We start from the raw sequence: 21,521 nt of genomic DNA, 5'->3' as shown, positions 1-21,521 counted from the left end.
TTTTTTGAATGGGTTTCATTTTAAAATCGAAAACAGATCATTAATAAAAGAATACGCAATATATCAAAAATAATTAAAAACTCCTCTTCGCGACCTAGAAATCGAAAATCGAACTTTTAATTTGAAAACTTTCAAAGACCGAGCCTAACTCCATACTCCCGATTCGATCTAATCTTCAATCAAGAAGGGTGCCCTGTCACATTCATTTAATATCTCTTTTTTAAAACTAGTATCTTGGTTCAGTTGAATATATATATTATACAATGGATACCAGCCGAGTGGAAAAGTAATTGGAGATACGATAAATCCAGTTAAGAGGCTAGCATAAGAAATTTCTTTCTTATAGACATCACTCGCATGAAAAACAAATCCGTCCCTAGCATTTTTAAGATCTATTTTTACTTCTTTATTAATATATCCTAAACTATCATTAGAATCTCCAAGAACGTAAGACCCATTGAATCTTTTCTTCTTAATTAATGCAAACTTTAGATTTTTGGGAACTAAGGATTGATCAAATAGAAAACAGACTTTATCCTTTAATTGCTCTCTATTAATATAAGTTATACTCTTCCCATTTTCAAAGTATAAATTAACCTGCGTTTCATAAGGAAAACCCAAGTTTATTTTGCTGATATCAATTAAAAATGTTTTTGTTAATTGCCTGGTATCAAAATCCTTTTCTCTTTCTTTTGAAGCACAATTAACCGTAATAAATAAAATACCTAAAAAATATACAATTTTCAATCTATACTCTCCGTGACGCCTGATCCAGAACATTGATAAGCTTGTAAGTTCTTTAATTTTTCATACCTATCTTGCTCAATCTTCTTTATAGGATCATATTCAATGCCAACTGATGTAGTATTATTATAGGTCATAGTCGGAAAGTAATATGAAAGGACCTGAGTGGCTTGTATACACCCAGCGTTTACATTAGCTGCTCTTTGGTCTTGTTGATAATTAGGATTTAAAGAGACTGCTACCGCTGTCAAAATTACTCCAACTCCGAATATAATTAAACCAGCCTTATATGTTATTGGAAAGTTCATTAGGATGCCGCCTACAACGATCAATGCCATACCAAATTTAACGACACCTAAATAAATCGAGTTAGCTCGCCGAATTCTTTCTCTTTCTTTCATTAAATTTTTTCCAACATTCCAACCATCCAAAAACGCTTGTACTTTTTTATCTTCAGGTGCAAAAAAATAGCTAACTAATGCATATGCTAAAGGTGGTGATATTCCATTTCCAGTAAAATCTCTACCTTTTATCGGATTACCATTAACATACATCATTCGATTCATTCCTTGTTCCGCATTAGAATAAACAATGCTATCGTTACTTAGAAATCTTCCAAGTGAAGAATCATAATACCTAGACTTATAGTAATATAACCCACTTTCTCTATCCTCTTCCTGTCCTGTATATTTAAATTTTGTAATATCTGGACCATAGGAATCTGTTCTAAGAATTTCACCATATGGTTTGTAAGTAATATGACTTTTACCCCCTCTTTCCCCGCCCACAAGTACGTTGCCATTACCATCTGTAATCATCGTTATACTACCCAAATGATCAGGATGAAAAAAATACATGCCTGTAACCCTTGTATTCCCGCCCGAAGAGCCACTTCCACTATTTCCACCTATACTTGCGTCATCGCCAACTGAAGGAGTATTTATCGGAATACCATTGCCTAAGCCAATTAGCCATATGGGTGTACCACTCGCACTTTCAGCTCCCCCAAAGATTGGAAAACATCCAACTGTCGATGTAAATGAAAAAATTATAACAAAAAACGCAGTTCCAAATCGAGGTAACTTGCCTATTAAGTTACCTTTCAAAGCTGGCAAGAACGAAACACTTACTATTTCTAATGTATTATTTAAATATTCGGGTTCTATAACTTGATCTTTAGTTTTATATACCAGTACAAGTAAAAACGCTAAAAGCAAAAACCATGGAAGGGCTCGATGTCCATTTTGCAACTTTCCATCTACATAAAGATTAGTGTCTTCAAGAAATGCAAATAGCGAAAATCTTAAACGATTATTCCAATAATCACTGCAAACTACATTTACATCCTTACAGAAAGGATTCACCAGCCAATCAGTCGATGCCATTTGATTAATTAAAATGGCATCACCACGACTATATTGCGCAACTATATCTCCCTCTATGCCCATTATATATAAAGTGTGCTGTTCTTGCTGTCCAGGACTACGATGGATTTCGTAAAAATTGCCAAAGCTATATGTTGTTGTGTCCGAATTTTGAATATATTTTTTTATTCTCATACCTGAGTAGTCGTAAGTATAATCAAACCTGTCTCCTCCGTTTGTTTCGATCTGCTTCAGTTTATTCTGAGCATTATATCGTAGAGTGTCTCCATTCCGATTAATCATATTTCCCATAGAGTCATAAGTATAATCTATTATACCCATATTTGGACTATTCACCTTACTAACCGCATGGATATGATTTCCATTTTCATATGAGTATGTTGCGGAACCTTTATTCAGTAAATTACCATTTCTGTGGTAACTATAATTTTCTTCCCCGAATTTCCCCATTGCTTTTGTTATTCGATTTAGATGATCATATTCATACCTTTGATTTCTAGATTCATTTAACAAATCATTGATTGAAGAAATATTTCCTTTTTTATCATATTCATACTTGATACTTTGCTCCACCGAGTTATCTTTCAAGTAAGTCACGAATGTTTGAGGTCTTAACCGAAGAGGGTCATACCCAATCCTTGTCAAAACTCCATTTCCAGTTTTTCGTTCTATGTAATATTTTTCATCAGCTACTTTAGGGCCCTCGTAACTAACAACAGTATGGTTCAAACTAGTCCCATCGTGAGAGTCCATTGTTAAGAAGGCTAACTTTCCATTACCTGTATAATGATTACGAATCAAAGTTCCTTCAGGGTATGTAATAGTTTTCAACCTCCCAAAAGGATCATATGTTCTTTGAAACAAAACTTGCAAATCATCAATTATTCGTTTTTCCCCAATTACATTTCCTTTTCTGTCATATGCATATTCAGTAATTCCTGAGCTATCCGTTACTTTTGATAATTTTCCAATCTCATTTGAATTGGAAATGCTATTTCCTGTATCATATTCATATACAATAGGAGTTTCATTCCCTGGAATGACTTTCGTGATCCGTCCCATTCCATCCACATTGTAACGAAAAACTATCCCTCGAGAATCTGATTGAGTAAGCAAATCTCCAGCAGCATTGTAAGTATAATTTGTGGTTCCAGAGTTTGAATCAGAATATTGAACTTTTCTCCCACCAATATCATAAGCAATATTCGTAATATCGTTAGCTGGATCTTTTATTTTCACAACTCTGTCTGCGTTATCATAAGAATATTGTAAAGATTCACCTTGGATAGTTTTCGAAATCAATCTGCCCCATAAATCCAATGATTGAATCTCTGTACTGATTATTTCAGACTGATTAATAATAACCATAGTGTTAGATCTTAAACCATAGGTAAAATTCGTAATCTCACCAGTAGGTGCAATAATCTCTTTGGGTCGTTCTAAAGTATCTTCAAATTGACTATAATATATTTTATTCGTCCAGAGAGGGGTCTCGCCTGTCAAATATGCATTGGATTCTTGTGTCTCTCTTCCTAGAGAGTCGAACCTAATCTCCGTAGTTGAAATAATTCCTTCTGCGACAAGAGATTCCTTTCGGATTACTTTTCCTTTCAAATTGGAAGTTTCCTTTGACCAAACACTTCCGTCCTCAGATTGCGTAGTTGTTTTCGTAGCGAACCGAGAACCATCAAAATAGTATTCAATTGATTCCTGCTTTTCTCCGTTTAGGAAAACACCAATTTTCCTTCCATATGAATCATATTCATAATTCGTTATATTCCCATTGGTATCTTCGACGCTAAGTTCAACATCAAACTTTGGATCATAATTTTTTCGACTAGTTTGATTCAAAGCATTTCTGGTGAGTGTCGGTTTGCTTCTGGTAATATCTTGATATTCATAAGATAAAGTTCTTCCCAATGAATCCGTCGACGTCATCATATTTCCGATAGAATCATAAGAAAAATATAATGAATACCACTGCCCTAAACCAACCAATTTACTTTCGGAAACAACATCTACTCCCGAATATGAATATTTTTTATTTTCTATCAAAGTCCCATTGATTGATTTCTTGATTTCGATGAGTTGAGCTAGGATTTTTAAACTGCTATTATTAGTATAATAAAATTCTTCCGTGGTAATTTTCCCGTTAAAATTTTCCTCACTGGAACTAATTTCATAACCGTGACTAGAATCGTAATTTAATGTCCGAGAAATCTGATCTTTCAACTGTCCATTTTCGTATGATAAATTATTCTGATATGATTGTTTAATTAATTTTGTAATACTACCATGAGGCTGAAATTTACTATAACCTATAAACTCTTCAGAAACAATCGTATTATTCCCTGTATAAATCTGCTTGCTTCCGACTAGACCAGGGAAATTAGGATTGTGCATATAGTTAATAATTTCTTTTAATTTCAGAGTCCCATCTAAGTAAGTTCTTTTTGTAATAGATTCAAATCCGTAATTTTCGTTTGTGTCAATATCTCCAGGCTTAAATCGAGCATTGTAATATGAATAAACTATTTTCTCTTCAGTAAAATCTGGGCCTGAAGAAATGCGAATATCAGAAACCAACATTTGCGGAGAAAGGTTAGGCAGTGATGTGGCATAGCTTCCACTACCCTTAACAACTGCTCCTGGCATATTCTTTTTCCATACATAAGCAATTTCTGTTTCAACACCATTTAAATTATTGATAACCTTTGTGAGCATTCCTCCTTTTACCAATGGAGAATCGGAGGATATTTGCCTTGTGGCACTATTTTTCCCAAATTGATAGAAAAAATCAGGTATTCCATCACCGTTGCGATCTTCGAAGCGACTCCCATTGATTTCAGTAGATTCAACATTAAAGTCAAATCTACCAACAAACTTCCCATTTCCTTTACCGTGGTATACGTGATAGTTTGTCGTATTCAATTCTTTGACAACGAAATCTAAAATTCCGTCTTCATTTAGATCAGCAAAATCAAAACTTGATACTTTACTAGCATACGGATCATCTTTTTCTGCGAAACGATCTGGTCTCACCACAGTATTTATATAATTACTCGAATAGTTGTCAAAATCAAATTTCCCACCAGTATTGAATGCAACTTTAACTTCATTATATAAAGAATAAGCATCTTCAACTCCATAATCATATGGATTAAAATGACTATTACGATTTGTAAAAGAAACATAATCTGCTAGTCCATCACCATTGATATCAACTAACCAATTTTTTCCCATATAACCAACAAGATGACGGGGGACATCCTGGATAGTTTGAGAAAGTGTTTTATTGTTTAAATTTATTTTTGTAACTACTAGCTGATATGCAGACCCACTTAAGTCCGCATTTCGGATACGACTGATCTCAAAATCTAGTTCATTCGCATGTCTATCAACAATCTCTTTGAGTCGATCCTCAAAAAATTGTCTATCAACTGATTTTGTTATAGTATCCTTTTGTGCCGCAGTAGCCGTGTTGGGATTGTTAACTAAGTCCCAATACAAAGGGCGATCATCAGGAAATACTCTTTCTGCTAGAAAATACTTACGGGCGTCATCCGTCTGTCCCCCATCAAAAAAAGAAAAGATTTCATTAGTATAGGAAAGTCTTTCTGCTTCGGCTGCACCAACTTCCTGAAACTGCCTTTCCTTGAGTGCTGCTAATTGGTATTGTTCTGGTGGTGGATTTACATTTACGACAAGGAGATGCTCTGGAATCCCATCTCCGTCAATATCTGCAAACTGATTCATACGGTGGGCGATAAAAGGATTTGAATCCATTGTTTCTTGCAGAGGACTACGATGCCCCTCGAACCAAATCACCTTTTCTGTAGCAAAACTTCTGCCTTGTGAGAGATAAATTGACATTCGATCATTCCAAAAATGAACAAAATCGGTTCTTCCATCTCGATTAATATCTACTGTATAGTCCCTTGGTGCTAAATTAGCTGTACGAGTATAGTTTTGAATGTAAGGTGTTAACGTAACATTTACAAAGGCAGTTGGATTTTCAAATCCACTCCCATTAGAAAAAGCAACGTGAAGTATCCCTGATCTTTCAAAAATAAAATCGGTTTTTCCATCGCCATCTATATCAGCTATGTCTATGTAAGTGTTATATTTAATAGGAAAATTCGGAGAACTAAAAACACGGTTGTTTACATAGTCATTGGATCGAATGTAAATTTGATCTCCGTCTGCTCTTCCTAAAAATCTAGAATATTCTGTAATTCCATCGCCATCTACATCCGTTGGCAGAACAATTCTATTGGCAGATAAAACGCCGTTATTGCATGAATCAACACCGAAGAAGGCAAATTCTCCGCATTTCATTCTAACATATGGTGGGCAAGCTGGGTAAAGAGTACAAATACATGCAATCGGTCCCCAGTTACATGAATCTCTGTTTTTATTCCCCAATGGATATCTTCCAATAAACTCTGTTTCTGGATTGTATTGAGGCATATCAACATTCAAAGCATTATAATCAAAACCATTCCCTGTTCCACCACCAGCCCTTGGAACTGCCCTGGGCATCACTTTATTATAAGCTTTAGCAAGCTTAACTTGTGACTTTGGAGGCTCAGATGCTTTCATCGAGAGATACTCAAAAATCACTCTCTTAAGAAGCTCAAACATTCTATCTCCAATATCCTGGTCTGCACCATAACCATCAGAAATGTTGTTAGCACCAGTAACTAATTTTGAATCGATGCCATTATGGCTAGTTGCATAAACAAATTCTAAGGGAAGGTGGGTTGATAATGAGAAAAAATTGTCTTTCTCAAAATCGATTTTCGCTAAAAGTGAATCCTTTGTTTTCGGATCAACGCTGTAAGTAAATTCATAAGAATGAACATGCGAATTATCTGAATAAAACTTTATTTCCTTTAACCGCCAATCACGAACAACTAGCTGTTTTTCTGAATAATCGTTTAAAAAATCTTCACGTTCTTCATAATTAAGTTTGATGTATCTAACTCCACCAGCATACGTAATTTTAGAAAGGTAAAGCTCTCCTTTTCTTAATTCCCACTCATAACGAATTACTTCGCCATGCGGTTCTCGTTGCTCTGCAAGTGCCCAAACACGGACTGCACCGTTATCAGCGAGAACTTGGGCATTTTCTCCGCCATAGGTAAAGCGATTTCCTGATTTGTCGTATGCAATGATTTGGCTTGGACCTAGGCCGAAGCTACCTTGAGGATAGAAAGAAACTAAGCTTTCATTTTTGGAATAGTATAACTGACCAGAACCATCACTATCTACTAATTGTCCATATTCCGACGACACAAAATGATCAGCATTTGATAAAGAAATACCATAAAGACTATCTCTCTTGATGTATTCAGCTCCATCTAACGACCAACCTTTCCCTAATAATCCATCACCACCGCCAGAATTATATGATAAACTCAAAGTCGGAGTAAGTCCACCAGTGCCCGAAGGAATCTCCAAAGGAATCGAAAATGAAGCATTCCCACCTGCATCAACGTTAACCTCAGGCATCTGTTGGGGTAATTTTTGTCCTCCTAAAAACGACAAAAATGAAAAAGAAAATAAAACGATAATAATTAGATTAAATATAACTTTTCTCATAACTCTCACAAAACTAATAAAGAATATAGTCTTGCCATCTAACAGGCATCCAAAGACCATGTCAACGAATACTTCCGAGAATTGATGAACCGAAGCACATTATCTCTGTTAACAATATTAAATATCTTTTTCCTAGGTATTTTCGCCATCCCAACCTATCCTGCCGAACTACGATTTCCAAATGGAGAAGTCTTCCATACGGAATTCGTTTATGAAGATGAACGTCTGCTTGTTGTCAGATTTAAGGGTTCTGAGTATAAAGTCCCTAAAAAAGATCTTGAATATTATGATTTAGTTAACAAGAGACAGCTAAATAATTCCTACAAAATTGCAATTTTATCGTTAAAAAATGGAAGTGTGATCAAAGGAACCATCGCAGACAAAAGCAAAGATGAGGTGATTATTAAGTCAGAACTGGGATTTTTGACAATAAATAAGAATGAAATCAAGAACGACGTGTCAGAAACCGACGAGCGTCCAGAATTTCCGATTATTTACCTAGCAAATGATAAACTTGATAACCAAACAAGAGTTGGAGGGAGCATTACATATTTGCCACTATTCCCGCCGTTAGGCAATCAAACTCCGCCGCTTTATGGAGTATCTATGTTTACCGAACCAGCTTTTTTACGTTTTAAAAATACGTATCAATTGGGCTTTAAGTTTGAGTATTTACAGTCCACTGGTCCAATCAATGAAATTACAACTCAATCTGGCTACGTTTACCTCCATCAATCCAAAATCTTTCAATCAAATCCTCTATTAGATTTTTATGGAATTGTAGGTATAGGAATCTCATCTATTTCCTTTCGCTTTGATCAGAACAATTCTATAATAGGGCAAAATCCATCTGCATATATCGAATTAGGCTGGCAGGGTCTTAAATATGGACATTCGTTCTATCGCATCGGCTGGAAGAACTTGTGCTTTTTTGAAATAGAAAAAATCCATTGTGGTTCGGGGCTGGAAATGTCAGGAGGAATCAATTTCTAATGAAATTTATTAAATCATCATTTTTCTTTATATTCTTTTTGATTTGGAATTGTTCAAATCCGCTGACTGAGGGAGGAAAAGCTAACAATGCTAAGGTTGAATGGCAATTAGTTGCCAATTTATCAACTAACTCAGCGGTAGTGACCTGGAAATGCTCGGGCAAGGTTCCTGGTTTTTTAGTTACTACAGGACCTAATTACAATAATGTTGATACATCCTTTTTAGACAATGAAGTTCATGCAGTTGTCCTCTCCAACTTGGTTACAGATTCGGATTACAAATATGTTCCTTCCTGCGGAACCAAAGAGATCGGTATTGGTATTCCATCAACTTTTAAAACTCTCTCGGATAATGCAGTTATATTCCGTCGGAGTATCTGGATTGTAGGAGGAATTGGTTCTGATAAAAATGCAGTAAGTGAAATTGATTATTTTGATCCAGTTGAAAATATTTGGCACTCAGCTGTTACAAATGTTCCGACACCAAGGCTCAATGCTCAAATAGTATCGTTCAAAAACAAAATCTATGTAATTGGCGGAATTGTCAAAAACGGTGCAGTTTATACAATGAGTCGATTAGTTGAAGCTTATGACCCACTAACTAATACTTGGAATCGAAATCTGTCCGATATCCCCTCTACTCTGCAAGGAGGCGTCATTGGTTCCTTTGATGAAGAAATAGTCATTTTAGGAGGAACCACTACTACTGATATGACCACTGGTACAATTTTTAATACTATTTATAAGTTTTACCCAAACATCGGAAATACTGGGACTTGGGTAAGTTTATTATCTAGCACGAACATTTTTCCAAGAATTGATATGGCTGGGTGCACTTACAACGGAAGTTTAGTTTTTACTGGTGGAAGATTCTATTCCGATGGTCTTGCTTATGCAACTACAGATGCCTATGCTCCATCACTCAATTCAACATCAGGTAAAATTGAAGCATCTATTTCCCTAGCTCGTCACGGCTCAGGGTATGCGTGTTATCGACCTATTTCCACAGATCCATTCCCAACTGACACTCCCGCATTATTCATTGCAGGAGGTTCTACTGGAACGAATATTTCTCAACCAGTCACTGCTGTAACAAATTCGAATCGATTTGAGTATTCATATTTGGGAACCGCCTCTAATGCTTTTGTCACAGGATCAAATACTCCTATAGCTCTTTATTATCCTGCGATGGAAGTTTCCTATGAGAAAAGGAAACTATATCTATTCGGTGGTGCATCAGAATTCAACCTACCTGTTGATCAAGTATACTCTCTTGATTTAGCAAATCCTGGCGGGAATCCGTGGGTTCCTGAATCAATCAATATGCCGAGAAGTCGCTTCGGTCATAAAGCGATTATCTTAAGTAGGTAAATATGAAAAAGATAGGTATTGTTTTCTTTCTCCTTATTACCTCCTTTTTACTTGCAGACTCCATTTCTGAAGAAGATATTTTTCTATACAGACATTCCCTGAAAGAGAAGAAGTTTTTTGAAGCTCAAGATATGCTTTCTAAGTTTCAGAATTTGAAAATCGACCAAACTAAACTAGAATTATTAGAAACTGAACTGTGGATAGCTAAAGGTGAAGACCTTTATACTAGAAAACAATATAGATCTGCTTTTCCCTATTATAGTGATGCTTATGCTCGATGGAGAACAAATCCGTTGATAAAAGAAAGGTATACTGAACTTTCGGGAAAGTTACTCCACGATGAAGAGCTTCCAAAACAATCGATGACTCAGAAAACATTTAAACTGCCGATTGAAAAAGAAAAGGAAATTGTTTATTTACCCACCAATGCTGAAGCATATTTCATAATTAATAGTTTTCGAATCGGTGATTTAGAAGATCAAACTAAGTATTTTTATGGGATTGGAGGTTCTATCTTTACCTTACTACTCATTCAGGTTATAATAAATCTGATGCTGCTAATAAGAAAATAACAAACCGAAGTTGACTATTGATAAACAATTACGAAAATATATTCCTTGAAGTTCATCTATAGAAATAGACTATGCGATTAGCCTATCTTCTTTCAAAACTGAAAACTGCATAGATTGACAAACGATGGAGAGAGACATTATTTCACGGTGTGCCCTCGATCACGTAATCATAAAAAGCGGGAACCTAGAATCATTCCCGATATGGGTTATAGGGATTACTAAACAGGTATTTTCAATTTATTTCGAATTGCATTTTTTAGCTTAGAAATATGATATTTTAAATAAATCCAAAAATCTACAATTAACCAATTTCTACTAATTTCCTTTTTGACTTTACTATCTTCAAAGTATTCTGGTAATTCTTTTAAGTATTGATTTCTAAAGTCAGCATCTAGATACTCCACTTGGTCGACTTTATATCCATTCCCTGCCCTATTAGCTTGAATAACAGATATATTTGGTATATCTTCACCTTCAAGACTACTTACGAATCTTTTATATTTATAACTATAAAAAGAAACGCTATACTTTTGTGAAGATGCAATAATTTCCTTAAATTCATTAGTAAAAGTTTTATCATAAAATACTAAATAGTATCCTTCATCCAAACGAGATAAAACTTTCCCTGCATATACATTGTCTTTTGTAAATATGTAAATTTTATGATCATTTTTTGAATAGCCAACTAAATCTCCTTTTTTCAAATTAATGTTAGATTTAAAGATATAGCAAAAATTTTCGGAATGGTTTACGTTACCCGCACTATGCGTTTCAAAGGTATATTTAAGCATTTGCTCCCATCTTTTAGCAAAGGTATCCTTAATTCGATTGATTTCATTTTCTTTATTTTCAACCAACTGAATCAATCTTCTGTGATCATCAGTAATGACTTTAATTTCTTCTCTTTCAATCCAGTTTTTAGTCCATCTTCTAACAACTGCCAATGTTTTTTGGTGAAATAAATTAATTAATGGTTCGATAACAAAAGGGACAAAAATCGTAACTAAAATAGGTAAGCTAACCCTCCATTCATCATTCCACAAAGAAGATTTAAAGCATTCTAAACCATAATAAATATCGTTTTTATTTAGTTTCGTGAATAAAATTAGTAATATGTCAAAATTTTTAAAAGTAAACGAAGCAATAAAGGTTCCAATAAACGGATGACTTAATCTAGATTTTATAACGTCTTCAATTAAATTAGATTTCTTTTCTGAATCTTCGGGCATTTTGTAACCTCTTTAGGTATAAAAAAAGCGAGGAGGTTTATTCCTCGCTGCCAATAACCTAACATATTGTTAAATCTGTCTAGTCAATTATAGTAATATTATGGCGATTGTAGTTCAAGAATTGCGGCCTCTGATTTACAAACCTTTTTTTACAATTTAAAAACCTTAATCAGATAACCGATCCAGAATGAGGACGCTAAGAACGGAATATAATCTATGTAAAATTCTTGTCTCTTTTTACGGTCACATCGACAAAATATACAGTTCAGAAGACTTAAAAAGTAATAGTGAATATTTTCTTCGAGTAGATATAAAAATTGAAAATTTTGTTTAGCTATCTATTCATGGAAGACGATTAAATATTCTAATATATAAAAGGGATATACCTATATGACTTATTTTTATATAATCTATACTCTTCTCCATACAAATTTTCTAGAAAATCTTCCTCGCAACGAACCTGTATTTCAAATATCAAAACAAAAATAATATTTAAATAGAAAACTAGGTGTGTCGGCCAAATAAGGCAAACACCAAGATTTAGGAGAAATAATCCAAGATACGTAGGATTTCTTACAAAACGAAAGATACCGTCAGTAATCAAATCCTCTTTAGAATTCTCATCTATACCAACTCGCCATGAATTTTTCATTTTTATTTGTGCATATAAGCAAAAACAAAGACCAAACAACCCAACGATAAAACCAGTAATATCCCATTCGATTCCAACCAAGAGATTGAATTGGGCATTTAACCCAAAGAAATCTATTTTTAAGGTATGAATTCCAATAATTAATATTACGTAATAGGTAATTGCTTTAAAAAGGATATTCATTAAGGCTTGTAAATTGGATTTTGATTGACCGATTACTTCTGGATCTTTTCCAGTTTTTTTCTTTTGAATAACCCTTTTAGTTTTCCATAAAAATATATAGAGCGAAAACAAAATTCCAACAAGAACGGTTTCTATTAACATAACAATCTCCCATCAATAACACGAAACTTTAGAACTTCAAAAGACATCTTACAATTCACTAATTAATTGCGAATTTTTTCATCTGTAATCTGACTGAATTTAAAATCGCGAGAAGTGCAACCCCGACATCTGCGAAAACGGCTTCCCACATTGTTGCCAGTCCACCTGCACCTAAGATCAGCACAATACCTTTTACCACAAAAGCTAGAATGATATTTTGCCAAACAATCAGTCTTGTCTGCTTTCCAATATTGATTGCCATAGGTATTTTACTTGGTTTGTCGTCTTGTATTACTACGTCGGCAGTTTCAATTGTGGCATCACTTCCTAGGCCACCCATCGCAATACCCACGTCACTTAACGCTACAACAGGTGCATCATTAACCCCGTCTCCGACAAATGCCACGGTTTCTCCTTTCGATTTGATTTCCTTTATCTTGTTGACTTTATCTTCTGGAAGCAAATCGCCAAAAGCATTCTTTATACCTAGTTTTTCTGCAACGAATTTGACGATCGTGCTTTTATCGCCGCTTAGCATTGTAGATTTTACACCAAGCAAATTTAACTTATGAATTGTGATTTGAGCATCTTCTTTTATGCGATCAGCAATAGTAATATAGCCGACAAACTTTTTATCGTAAGCGACCGCAATTACCGTATAAACAATAGCTTTGGGATCAATGTCGTAAACGATCGCAAATTTATCCATCAGCTTAAAATTCCCGACTAATAACTGCTTTCCATCCACCTCAGCTTTTAATCCATATCCAGAGATTTCCTCTATATTCTGCAAAGAAATCCCATCACTTACTGAGTCAACAAAGTCGATGATAGCAGTTGCTACTGGATGACTACTATGACTTTCCAGAGCCTTTACCATTTTTAGAATTTCAGCTTGGTTAAATCCTGGAATGAAAACAACTTCTTGGACTTTAAAAACTCCTTCAGTCATTGTCCCAGTTTTATCCATAACCAAGTTTTGAATGCTAGCAAGAGCATCTAAAAAATTACTACCTTTAATCAAGATTCCATTTCGACTTGCTGCACCAATGCCACCGAAGTAACCCAAAGGAATGCTTATCACTAATGCACAAGGGCAAGAAATAACCAGAAAAACCAAAGACCGATACAACCAATCCTTAAATTGATAGTCTGATATAAAAAAATAAGGGAGTAAACATGTTGCTATAGCTAACAGAACAACAATAGGTGTATAAATCTTTGCGAATTTCCGAATAAGTAATTCTGTAGGTGCTTTCCTAGAAGTCGCGTTTTGAACTAATTCCAAGATTTTACTTAGTTTACTATCTGCGTATATTGCTGTTACTTTTACCTGGGAAACAGTATTAAGATTAATCATACCAGCCAATACGGTATCGCCTTTTGCTTTCGTATCAGGTTTACTTTCACCAGTTAAAGCCGCTGTGTTAAATGATGCTATCTCAGATATTAATATTCCATCGAGACCAAGCTTTTCTCCTGGTTTAAGTTGTATAATCTCATCAATGTTTACGATTTCGGCCTTTACTGTTTGTTGCTGATTATTTTTTAAAACAGTCACTTCATCTGGTCTTTGATCAAGCAAAGACTTAATGCTAGACTTAGCTCTTTTAACCGCTATGGTCTGAAAGACCTCACCAATGGCATAAAATAACATTACTGCAACACCTTCAGGATATTCACCAATCGCAAATGCTCCGATAGTAGCAATACCCATCAAAAAGAACTCAGAAAAGATCTCTCCATTTCCAATGCTAATGCCAGCTTCCTTCAATACAGGGAAGCCAACAGGACTGTAAGAAAGTAAATACCAAAATATCCTAACCCAACCATTAAACCATTCAGGCTTTAATACATTATCGAAAAAAATCGCAATGAGAAGAAGCACTAGAGATATAAGGCTTGGTAAAAATAATTTTATCGGATGACTGTGATCATCCTCATTTTCCTCACCATGTTCGTGATTATCTATTTCATTTTTCAATCCTTTTGCCTCTACTTTGGAGTATTCATCTTCTTCCTGAGTGCAACAGAGGGACTTAACCTTAGCTTTCTGAATATATTTATCTTTCATGTTCAATTTCCTCACAAATAATCGCTGAACAATTCTGCTTCTGCTTAATCTTCCTCGAGCCATTCGTAAAATACTGGAAGTAGAAATAATGTTAATAATGTAGAGGAAATAAGTCCTCCGATGACTACAGTTGCCAATGGCATTTGTACTTCTGCACCTAACCCTTCACCAATTGCCATTGGAATAAAACCTAAAGATGCAACCAAAGCTGTCATTAAAACAGGCCTTAGTCTCGATACAGCAGCTTCTTGCACTGCTTCTTTAAGAGACATTCCACTCTTACGCAAATGATTTATGTTATGTATTTTGACAACTCCGTTGAGTATAGCAATGCCAGATAATGCGATAAATCCGATTGCCGCCGAAATGCTAAAGTTCATTCCTCTCAAGTAAAGAGCAAAGATGCCTCCTGTCGTTGCAAAAGGAATACTCAAATAAACTAAAATTGCTTGTTTATAACTATTTAAACTCTTGAGTAAAAGAAAAAATACAGAGAACAAAGTTACAGGAACGACAATTGCAAGTTTTGACTTCGCCTTCTCCAAATTTTTAAATTGTCCTCCCCAAAATACCTGATAATTATCAGGTATGCGAAGGTTAGCTTCAATTTTTTCCTTTGCTTCTTTAACAAAACTTTCCATATCACGATTTTCTAAATTAATAGAAATCGCAGCATAACGACGACCATTACTTCTGGAAATAGTAATTACTTTTTTTTCCAAAGTATAATTAGAAACCTCACTCATAGAAACTGCACCCAGATCCAGCGTTCCTATCGGCATTTGTTTTAAATCAGAAAGTGAATCACGATATTCTTCTGCAAGCTTCACAACAATCGGAAATTTTTTATCGTTTTCATAGTAGTTACCAACGCTTCGACCACTCAAATATGCATTATATGTGCTATTGAAATCTTGAATGGTGATACCATATCTAAGGATACGATCGTAATCTGGCTTAAAATCTAAAACTTTTCCGTGTCTAAGTGCTAAAATAGGATCAAGTTCAACATCACCCACGCCATCGATGGATTTCAGATTTTCTTCAGCTGCGTTTTGAAGTGAAATTAAGGTCTCTAAATCGTTTCCTAAAATACGAAAGGTAATATCTGCACGACTTCCTTCCAACAATTCGTTGAATCTTGCTTCGACAGGTTGGCCAATAGATATCTCATCTTCAGGAAATTCATTATTCAATCGAATTCTTAACTTCTCGATAAATTCATTCCAGTCCTTTTCCTGAATCAGGGAATCGATAGAGTCCTTTTTCAGGATTACAAAAGTATCAGACATATAAGTGCCCATCGGATCATTCGCAACTTCTGTAGTCCCAGTTCTTGAAAACACAAATTCAACTTCTTTGAATTCACGCAAAAAAGTCTCAATCTTCTTCTGTGATTCGGTGGATTTAGATAAACTGACATTACTATCTCGAACCACAGTAATCATAAGGTCTCCCTCTTTCAGCTGAGGAATAAAATCACCTCCCAACCTAAAGAAAATTAGGCAAGAGACACAAAATAAAGAAACAGCAATTAACAGAGCGAATCGTCTCTGTTTAAATCCGAAAAGAAGAATAGGTATATATAGATTCTTAAGTTTATCGAATCTGCCGTTCTTTTTAGATTTTTTAATGTATCCTTTCACAATGAACAGACATAGTGTTGGAATGATTAGTAAGGTAATTAAATAACTTCCTCCAAGTGCTAATAATACTGCCTCCGCCATAGGACGGAACATCTTTCCTTCTACTCCATCTAAAGTTAAGATAGGAACATATACAGTTGCTACTATGATAATACCAGATGTGACTGGTGCCAATATTTCCCTAGAAGCATCCAGCACAAATGATATTGGATCAGAAACAGGACTGTCACCTAATTCTTCTCTCTTCGCAAGCACATTCTCGACCATAACAATGGCAGCATCAACGAGTAGCCCGAAATCAATTGCACCGAGGCTCATTAAATTTGCAGATATATTAAAATAATACATCCCTATTGCCGTGAACAACATAGAAAGAGGAATAATGATGGCGACAAAAATGGATGCTCTAAAATTTCCCAAAGCAAGAAATAGAATCAATACAACTAGTAGTGCACCTTCTGTTAAGTTTTTAAATATTGTTGCGATTGTCGCATTAACAAGAAAGCTTCTTTCGCTTAATATGTTGATCTCTACATCTTCGGGCAATTGAATCTTCTTTAAGAAGTCTTTCAGATCACTTACAGTTTCCCTACTATTCGATCCCATCAACATCATCACTGTTCCAAGAACGATTTCTTTTCCGTTATGTGTTGCTGATCCTAGCCTCTGCATTCCATGAACTCTTACAACTGCTACATCACCTACTCGAACTAAATTACCTAAACCATTCTGACGGATTGGAATTTTTTTCAATTCTTCCAATTTCAATCCACTTCCGAAAGATCTGGCGATGATCATTTCATCGTTTTTCTCTATATAACCTCCGCCAAAATTATCTCCAACGGAATCAAGAGCATTAACGATCTCATTAATACTAATGCTTTGTGCCTTTAACTTATTTGGGATTAAGTCAATATGTATTTCCTGTGCATATCCTCCTATTGTATCCACTTCAGCAATGTTCTTCACATTAGATCTGATTTGATTTCTTATACTTAAATCTTGTATCGTTCGAAGATACGTCAGTTTTTCTGATTCATCTAACATATCCAACTTAGAGCCAGATTTTGCAGTAACAGAATACATCAATATCTCTCCAAGCCCTGTAGTAATAGGCGTTAATTCAGGCATAGCCCAAGGTGGGATTCTATCTTTTACATTCTGAAGTCGTTCCATTACGATTTGCCTAGCACGATAGACGTCAGTCCCATCTTCAAAAGTCAAAACCACATTAGACAATCCGAACTTGGACAATGACCTAATATCGACCACACCAGGAATTCCCGATAACTCCGTTTCGATAAAGAATGTTATTGTTTTCTCTACCAGTTCTGGATCTAAAGAACCTGATTTTGTATTCACTTCGACGATTACATTAGAAATGTCTGGTAATGCATCAAGAGAAACCCTGGAGAGAGAATACAATCCTAATGAGATCAACAGAAACGAGAAAATGATTACAAAACTTCTATTTTTGAGCGAATACTCTAATATTCTACTTAACATTGATGGCTCCTTCGAAATCAGGATTATTAGTTAAAAACAAAATCTCGGTGATGTTGTCCACAAACTGCATTTGATAGTCGTATATAGCTTCATGAGTCTCATGAAGTTGTGTTTCAAGTTCCAAATAATTAATTAGGCTGATACGACCTTTGATAAATTCATTATCCGCATAACTTAGTTTTTGTTCTATGGAAGAAACTAGAGAAATGGAAAATTTATCTAAGGATTTGTTAATGGAATCGTATTCTATTAAGCTGGAGTTTAGCCTGGTCGTTAAGATTCTTATTTGATGATTGAGAAGATAGTTCTCAGATAAGGTTCTAGCTTGCATACTCTTAACAACATCCTCGTTAGTGTCCAACGACGGTATAGCAAACGAGACACCTAAGTCAAAGAATCTATTGGCAACCCCAGACTTATCTTCCCCAACCGAACCTTGCAGTTTTAAATCTGAATACTTATCTAATCTTGCAAGTTCTACTTCTTCCTTTGCTTGTTGGATTCTGCTCTGAGATTGTTTTAATACAGGATTCTTACTGATCATTGCTGACAAAAGATCACTTTTAGGTAAAGGTTTTCCTTTCTGAAGCCAAGGAGATCGAATTGAAATTTCCTTTTCCAATCCTAAGAAAAAATTCAGCTTCTCCCATTCAACCGATCTATTTTTCTCAAGAACAATTAAGTGCTTCTGAAGTGTTAACAAACGATTCTGCACAAGATACAGCTCAACTTTTGTTTCAGGGGAAACGAAAACTTTCTTCTCGATAAAGGATTCAATTTGAGAGACTCGCTTGATCCTATCCTGAATGTGAGAAGCCTTTTCTGAAGCGATTAAGTAGGAGTATACCAACTTAATCACACTGAATCTATATTCTAACTTACTTTGCTCTAGCTCTGCTAAAAGGGACTTTTCATTTGCTTCGGCAATTTTGATTCGCAAGTCTCTCTTTCCTGGATAGTAGAAGTCTTGGCTTAAACCCAATGCGTATTCGGGACCAGATTCATTACTTGCCCGTCTTCTACCGTAATCCAAAGAAATGTTCGGGTTCTTATATTTTCCCGCTTTTTGTTTTAAATTTTCAGCTTCTTCTACTTTCGCCTGCCCAGAGAGGATTAAATCCGCTTTGGATTCGGCAATACTCAGTATCTGATCAAGAGAAAAAGACTGAGAATATAGTGGTACCGTCAAGACGAAGCTGAACGCAAACGCATTCCTTAATAATAACATATTTTACTCCAATATAATATAAAGCGAAGGAAGAAGTGAGCTTTATATCAGATTTGAAGTTTTGTTTGAGTTAGTTGTTGGGAAAAATAAAGATCTGAAAATACCAACTCAGGATTTTGGTATTCAAGATGGTCAATTAGTGAGATTGAAATTTCAGAAATAAAGGATACGGAAAAAACGATAAAAACAGGTTTGAAATACTTAGTCGATTCGAAGATAGAATAATCTTTCTGACAAAAACAATCTTCGAAGCTATGGCTTTTTCCATCACAGGGGGCTTCCGAATTTTGATGTTCCTGATCGATTACTTTGGAAATAAACTCATCATTTAAGCACTGAATATCAAATGTCTCAAGGAAATTACAGAATACAGAGATAGATATTCCGAATAACAATATAGATGTGAATATTTTTCTTAACATTCTTTTAAGCCAGCATCATACGAGGAGACGATCTAACTTTCCAAAAGTTAACTAGATTTACAAGAAAATTTACTACCTAAATGCAACTGGTTATCAACATCTTAAAAAAATCGAAGGCTTTCTTATTTAACAGACCAACTTAATTTATTCGCTTCCCAATCATAAAACCATCGACTCTTCAAGTTCACATCTTTCAGCATTACTTAAAACTTTCTATAGTGATACCTATGCAATGTGACGAACTAATACTAAAAGACATACTAAACAAATCACTCCACGATGATGAGCATCCAAAGCAATCGATGACGCAGAAAACACTTAAAGTGTCGATTTAAAAAGAAAAGGAAATTGTCTATTTGCCATCAATGCAAAAGCCGACTTTATAATATATGGTTTACTACTTAAAAATCAGTTACGAAACAGAATTCCTTAAAGTTCATCTATAGAAATAAATAGAGATTTAATCTACACTTTCTCAAAAACTGAAAACACTAGAGATTGACCGATGATGGAGAGAAACATTATTTTACTGTTTTCCCTCCATCATGTAATCATAAGAAGCGAGAACCTAGAATCATTCCCGATATGGGATATTATCGTTAGGGCATAAAAAAAGCGAGTGGTTTTAATCCTCGCTTTCAATCAGCTTCCGATTTATATATATTTTTAATGTTTAACTAGTTCTCTCTTTTTACGGCCTCTACCAGAAAAATTTACTGAATTTTTTAATCGTAAAACTTCTTGTTTAGACTCTTTTTCAATTTCATCCTGAAATAGTATTTTGAAATCAATTTCTAAATACTTATTCAAAACTATTGCTACTTTTTTCGAAATTTCGGCTTTACCAGATAAAAGTTTCGATGTCAATGGGGCATCTCCTAGAAGAATTGATAAATGATTCTGAGTAATTCCCTTTTGATTCATTTGAAAATGAATTAGGGCTGGTAAGTTTACTTTATCAATTCCCAACTTACCATTCTCATATTCTTTAACGGCTTCTAGTAATGCTCCATATCTAGTTTTCTCTTCTATCGATTTTTTTTTAGTCATTAAGATTAAAATTTCTTTTAACGCTGTTTCAAATTCCTCCTCAGTGTTTACCTTTCTGACCTTCACGACGTTGTTTAGTTTTGTTCTCATGGGTTTTAAGTTTATCTTTATTATCTTTAAGTTTATCTTTATTAGTATTGCTGTTATTCTTTGCTATTTTCTTAATATTTAAAGTATCGTATTCATCGTGTGTAAAAACGCCATAAAAAATAAATGTCCTATTCTCCAAATCAATGAAGAGGATCATTCTAATTTTGTTTGTAATATCAAAAACGTAACAATTCGGAGAAACATAATCCACCCGCCAACGAAGTTGGTAAATTTCAATGATTTCCTTGGAAGTAGTTACTTTTGATACTTTAAAACTTTCTATTATTCCGATTATAGTTAGTTTATGCTCCTGAAATTTCTTTTCCTTTAGTTTTCTTTCTAGATGTATTCTGTTTACAAATTCCATTAAATTTACCTTTCAGATTAATTATTGACCTTTCGATCCACTTCGATTGCGACATTGTTCTCTCCTAGTGGGGTATAAATTATTCATTTATACCCATGAAAGCAGGGTATCTAATTAAAAAAATCTGTCAAGTATTAATTTGTATTTTTTACAACTAATTATACTGATATAAAAAAAACCTAGAATTTATTCCAGAGGCTCTAATTGAACGGAGTATTTTTTTGTTAAGTGTTATGATAAACTCCTAACTGATTTTCTAGAGTTT

The 21,521-nt window shown here is 34.7% G+C and carries 13 protein-coding genes; 3 read left to right on the top strand and 10 right to left on the bottom strand.

Features of this window, described 5'->3' with window-relative positions; translation table 11 throughout:
* Positions 1–168: 168 nt before the first annotated feature.
* Both CLV96_RS01425 and CLV96_RS01420 read right to left on the bottom strand, forming a co-directional pair.
* Positions 169–747: a hypothetical protein gene (locus CLV96_RS01425; RefSeq protein ID WP_004788903.1), complete on the bottom strand. Its 579-nt coding sequence runs from the start codon at positions 745–747 to the stop codon at positions 169–171.
* A complete protein-coding gene (locus CLV96_RS01420) occupies positions 744–7,733 on the bottom strand; it encodes an RHS repeat-associated core domain-containing protein (protein ID WP_166669658.1) in 6,990 nt (2,329 codons plus the stop codon). Before CLV96_RS01420 ends, CLV96_RS01425 begins: the two co-directional genes overlap by 4 nt.
* A gap of 84 nt (positions 7,734–7,817) precedes the next feature.
* Here CLV96_RS01420 and CLV96_RS01415 point away from each other — a divergent pair, with 84 nt between their 5' ends.
* The 3 genes from CLV96_RS01415 to CLV96_RS01405 are packed head-to-tail and all read left to right on the top strand — an operon-like array spanning position 7,818 to position 10,668.
* Positions 7,818–8,726 carry an LA_3334 family protein gene (locus CLV96_RS01415; protein ID WP_004788723.1) on the top strand — a complete coding sequence of 303 codons (909 nt, stop codon included), beginning with the start codon at positions 7,818–7,820 and terminating at the stop codon, positions 8,724–8,726.
* Positions 8,726–10,096, top strand: coding sequence for a kelch repeat domain-containing protein (locus tag CLV96_RS01410; RefSeq protein WP_004788595.1), 1,371 nt, complete (start codon positions 8,726–8,728; stop codon positions 10,094–10,096). The genes CLV96_RS01415 and CLV96_RS01410 overlap by 1 nt, the downstream gene beginning before the upstream one ends.
* Positions 10,097–10,098: 2 nt before the next feature.
* Positions 10,099–10,668 carry a hypothetical protein gene (locus CLV96_RS01405; RefSeq protein ID WP_004788854.1) on the top strand — a complete coding sequence of 190 codons (570 nt, stop codon included), beginning with the start codon at positions 10,099–10,101 and terminating at the stop codon, positions 10,666–10,668.
* Between the two features lie 218 nt (positions 10,669–10,886).
* Here the strand turns inward: CLV96_RS01405 and CLV96_RS01400 are convergent, their stop codons facing one another.
* The 8 genes from CLV96_RS01400 to CLV96_RS01365 form a co-directional block, all read right to left on the bottom strand.
* The gene (locus tag CLV96_RS01400) at positions 10,887–11,897 is read right to left on the bottom strand and encodes a hypothetical protein (RefSeq protein ID WP_004788546.1); all 1,011 of its coding nucleotides are present in this window, start codon (positions 11,895–11,897) and stop codon (positions 10,887–10,889) included.
* Between the two features lie 364 nt (positions 11,898–12,261).
* Positions 12,262–12,873 carry a methyltransferase family protein gene (locus CLV96_RS01395; protein ID WP_004789021.1) on the bottom strand — a complete coding sequence of 204 codons (612 nt, stop codon included), beginning with the start codon at positions 12,871–12,873 and terminating at the stop codon, positions 12,262–12,264.
* A gap of 58 nt (positions 12,874–12,931) precedes the next feature.
* Complete coding sequence (locus CLV96_RS01390; protein WP_004788767.1) at positions 12,932–14,947, bottom strand: heavy metal translocating P-type ATPase; 2,016 nt, start codon at positions 14,945–14,947, stop codon at positions 12,932–12,934.
* Positions 14,948–14,991: 44 nt separating this feature from the next.
* A complete protein-coding gene (locus CLV96_RS01385; RefSeq protein WP_040917698.1) occupies positions 14,992–18,099 on the bottom strand; it encodes an efflux RND transporter permease subunit in 3,108 nt (1,035 codons plus the stop codon).
* A complete protein-coding gene (locus CLV96_RS01380) occupies positions 18,089–19,288 on the bottom strand; it encodes a TolC family protein (RefSeq protein WP_243836380.1) in 1,200 nt (399 codons plus the stop codon). Before CLV96_RS01380 ends, CLV96_RS01385 begins: the two co-directional genes overlap by 11 nt.
* 86 nt (positions 19,289–19,374) lie before the next feature.
* Positions 19,375–19,749, bottom strand: a complete 375-nt coding sequence (locus tag CLV96_RS01375) for a hypothetical protein (protein WP_004789288.1) — start codon at positions 19,747–19,749, stop codon at positions 19,375–19,377.
* Between the two features lie 666 nt (positions 19,750–20,415).
* Positions 20,416–20,889 carry a hypothetical protein gene (locus CLV96_RS01370; protein ID WP_004788899.1) on the bottom strand — a complete coding sequence of 158 codons (474 nt, stop codon included), beginning with the start codon at positions 20,887–20,889 and terminating at the stop codon, positions 20,416–20,418.
* Entirely contained in the window at positions 20,840–21,256 is a 417-nt protein-coding gene (locus tag CLV96_RS01365; protein ID WP_040917701.1) for a type II toxin-antitoxin system HigB family toxin, read from the bottom strand. Before CLV96_RS01365 ends, CLV96_RS01370 begins: the two co-directional genes overlap by 50 nt.
* Between the last annotated feature and the right edge of the window lie 265 nt (positions 21,257–21,521).

The organism is Leptospira meyeri (assembly GCF_004368965.1).
Taxonomy (GTDB): Bacteria; Spirochaetota; Leptospiria; order Leptospirales; family Leptospiraceae; genus Leptospira_A; species Leptospira_A meyeri.
The sequence above is the reverse complement of the archived record's forward strand: the minus strand, read 5'-3'. Positions and strand labels throughout refer to the sequence as shown.

Bases quoted from the DNA above. Each gene is read 5' to 3' on its own strand.
- CLV96_RS01385 (WP_040917698.1), bottom strand. From the start codon at position 18,099: ATGTTAAGTAGAATATTAGAGTATTCGCTCAAAAATAGAAGTTTTGTA.
- CLV96_RS01410 (WP_004788595.1), top strand. From the start codon at position 8,726: ATGAAATTTATTAAATCATCATTTTTCTTTATATTCTTTTTGATTTGG.
- CLV96_RS01390 (WP_004788767.1), bottom strand. From the start codon at position 14,947: ATGAAAGATAAATATATTCAGAAAGCTAAGGTTAAGTCCCTCTGTTGC.
- CLV96_RS01420 (WP_166669658.1), bottom strand. From the start codon at position 7,733: ATGAGAAAAGTTATATTTAATCTAATTATTATCGTTTTATTTTCTTTT.
- CLV96_RS01395 (WP_004789021.1), bottom strand. From the start codon at position 12,873: ATGTTAATAGAAACCGTTCTTGTTGGAATTTTGTTTTCGCTCTATATA.
- CLV96_RS01415 (WP_004788723.1), top strand. From the start codon at position 7,818: ATGAACCGAAGCACATTATCTCTGTTAACAATATTAAATATCTTTTTC.
- CLV96_RS01405 (WP_004788854.1), top strand. From the start codon at position 10,099: ATGAAAAAGATAGGTATTGTTTTCTTTCTCCTTATTACCTCCTTTTTA.
- CLV96_RS01375 (WP_004789288.1), bottom strand. From the start codon at position 19,749: ATGTTAAGAAAAATATTCACATCTATATTGTTATTCGGAATATCTATC.
- CLV96_RS01370 (WP_004788899.1), bottom strand. From the start codon at position 20,889: ATGAGAACAAAACTAAACAACGTCGTGAAGGTCAGAAAGGTAAACACT.
- CLV96_RS01400 (WP_004788546.1), bottom strand. From the start codon at position 11,897: ATGCCCGAAGATTCAGAAAAGAAATCTAATTTAATTGAAGACGTTATA.
- CLV96_RS01365 (WP_040917701.1), bottom strand. From the start codon at position 21,256: ATGGAATTTGTAAACAGAATACATCTAGAAAGAAAACTAAAGGAAAAG.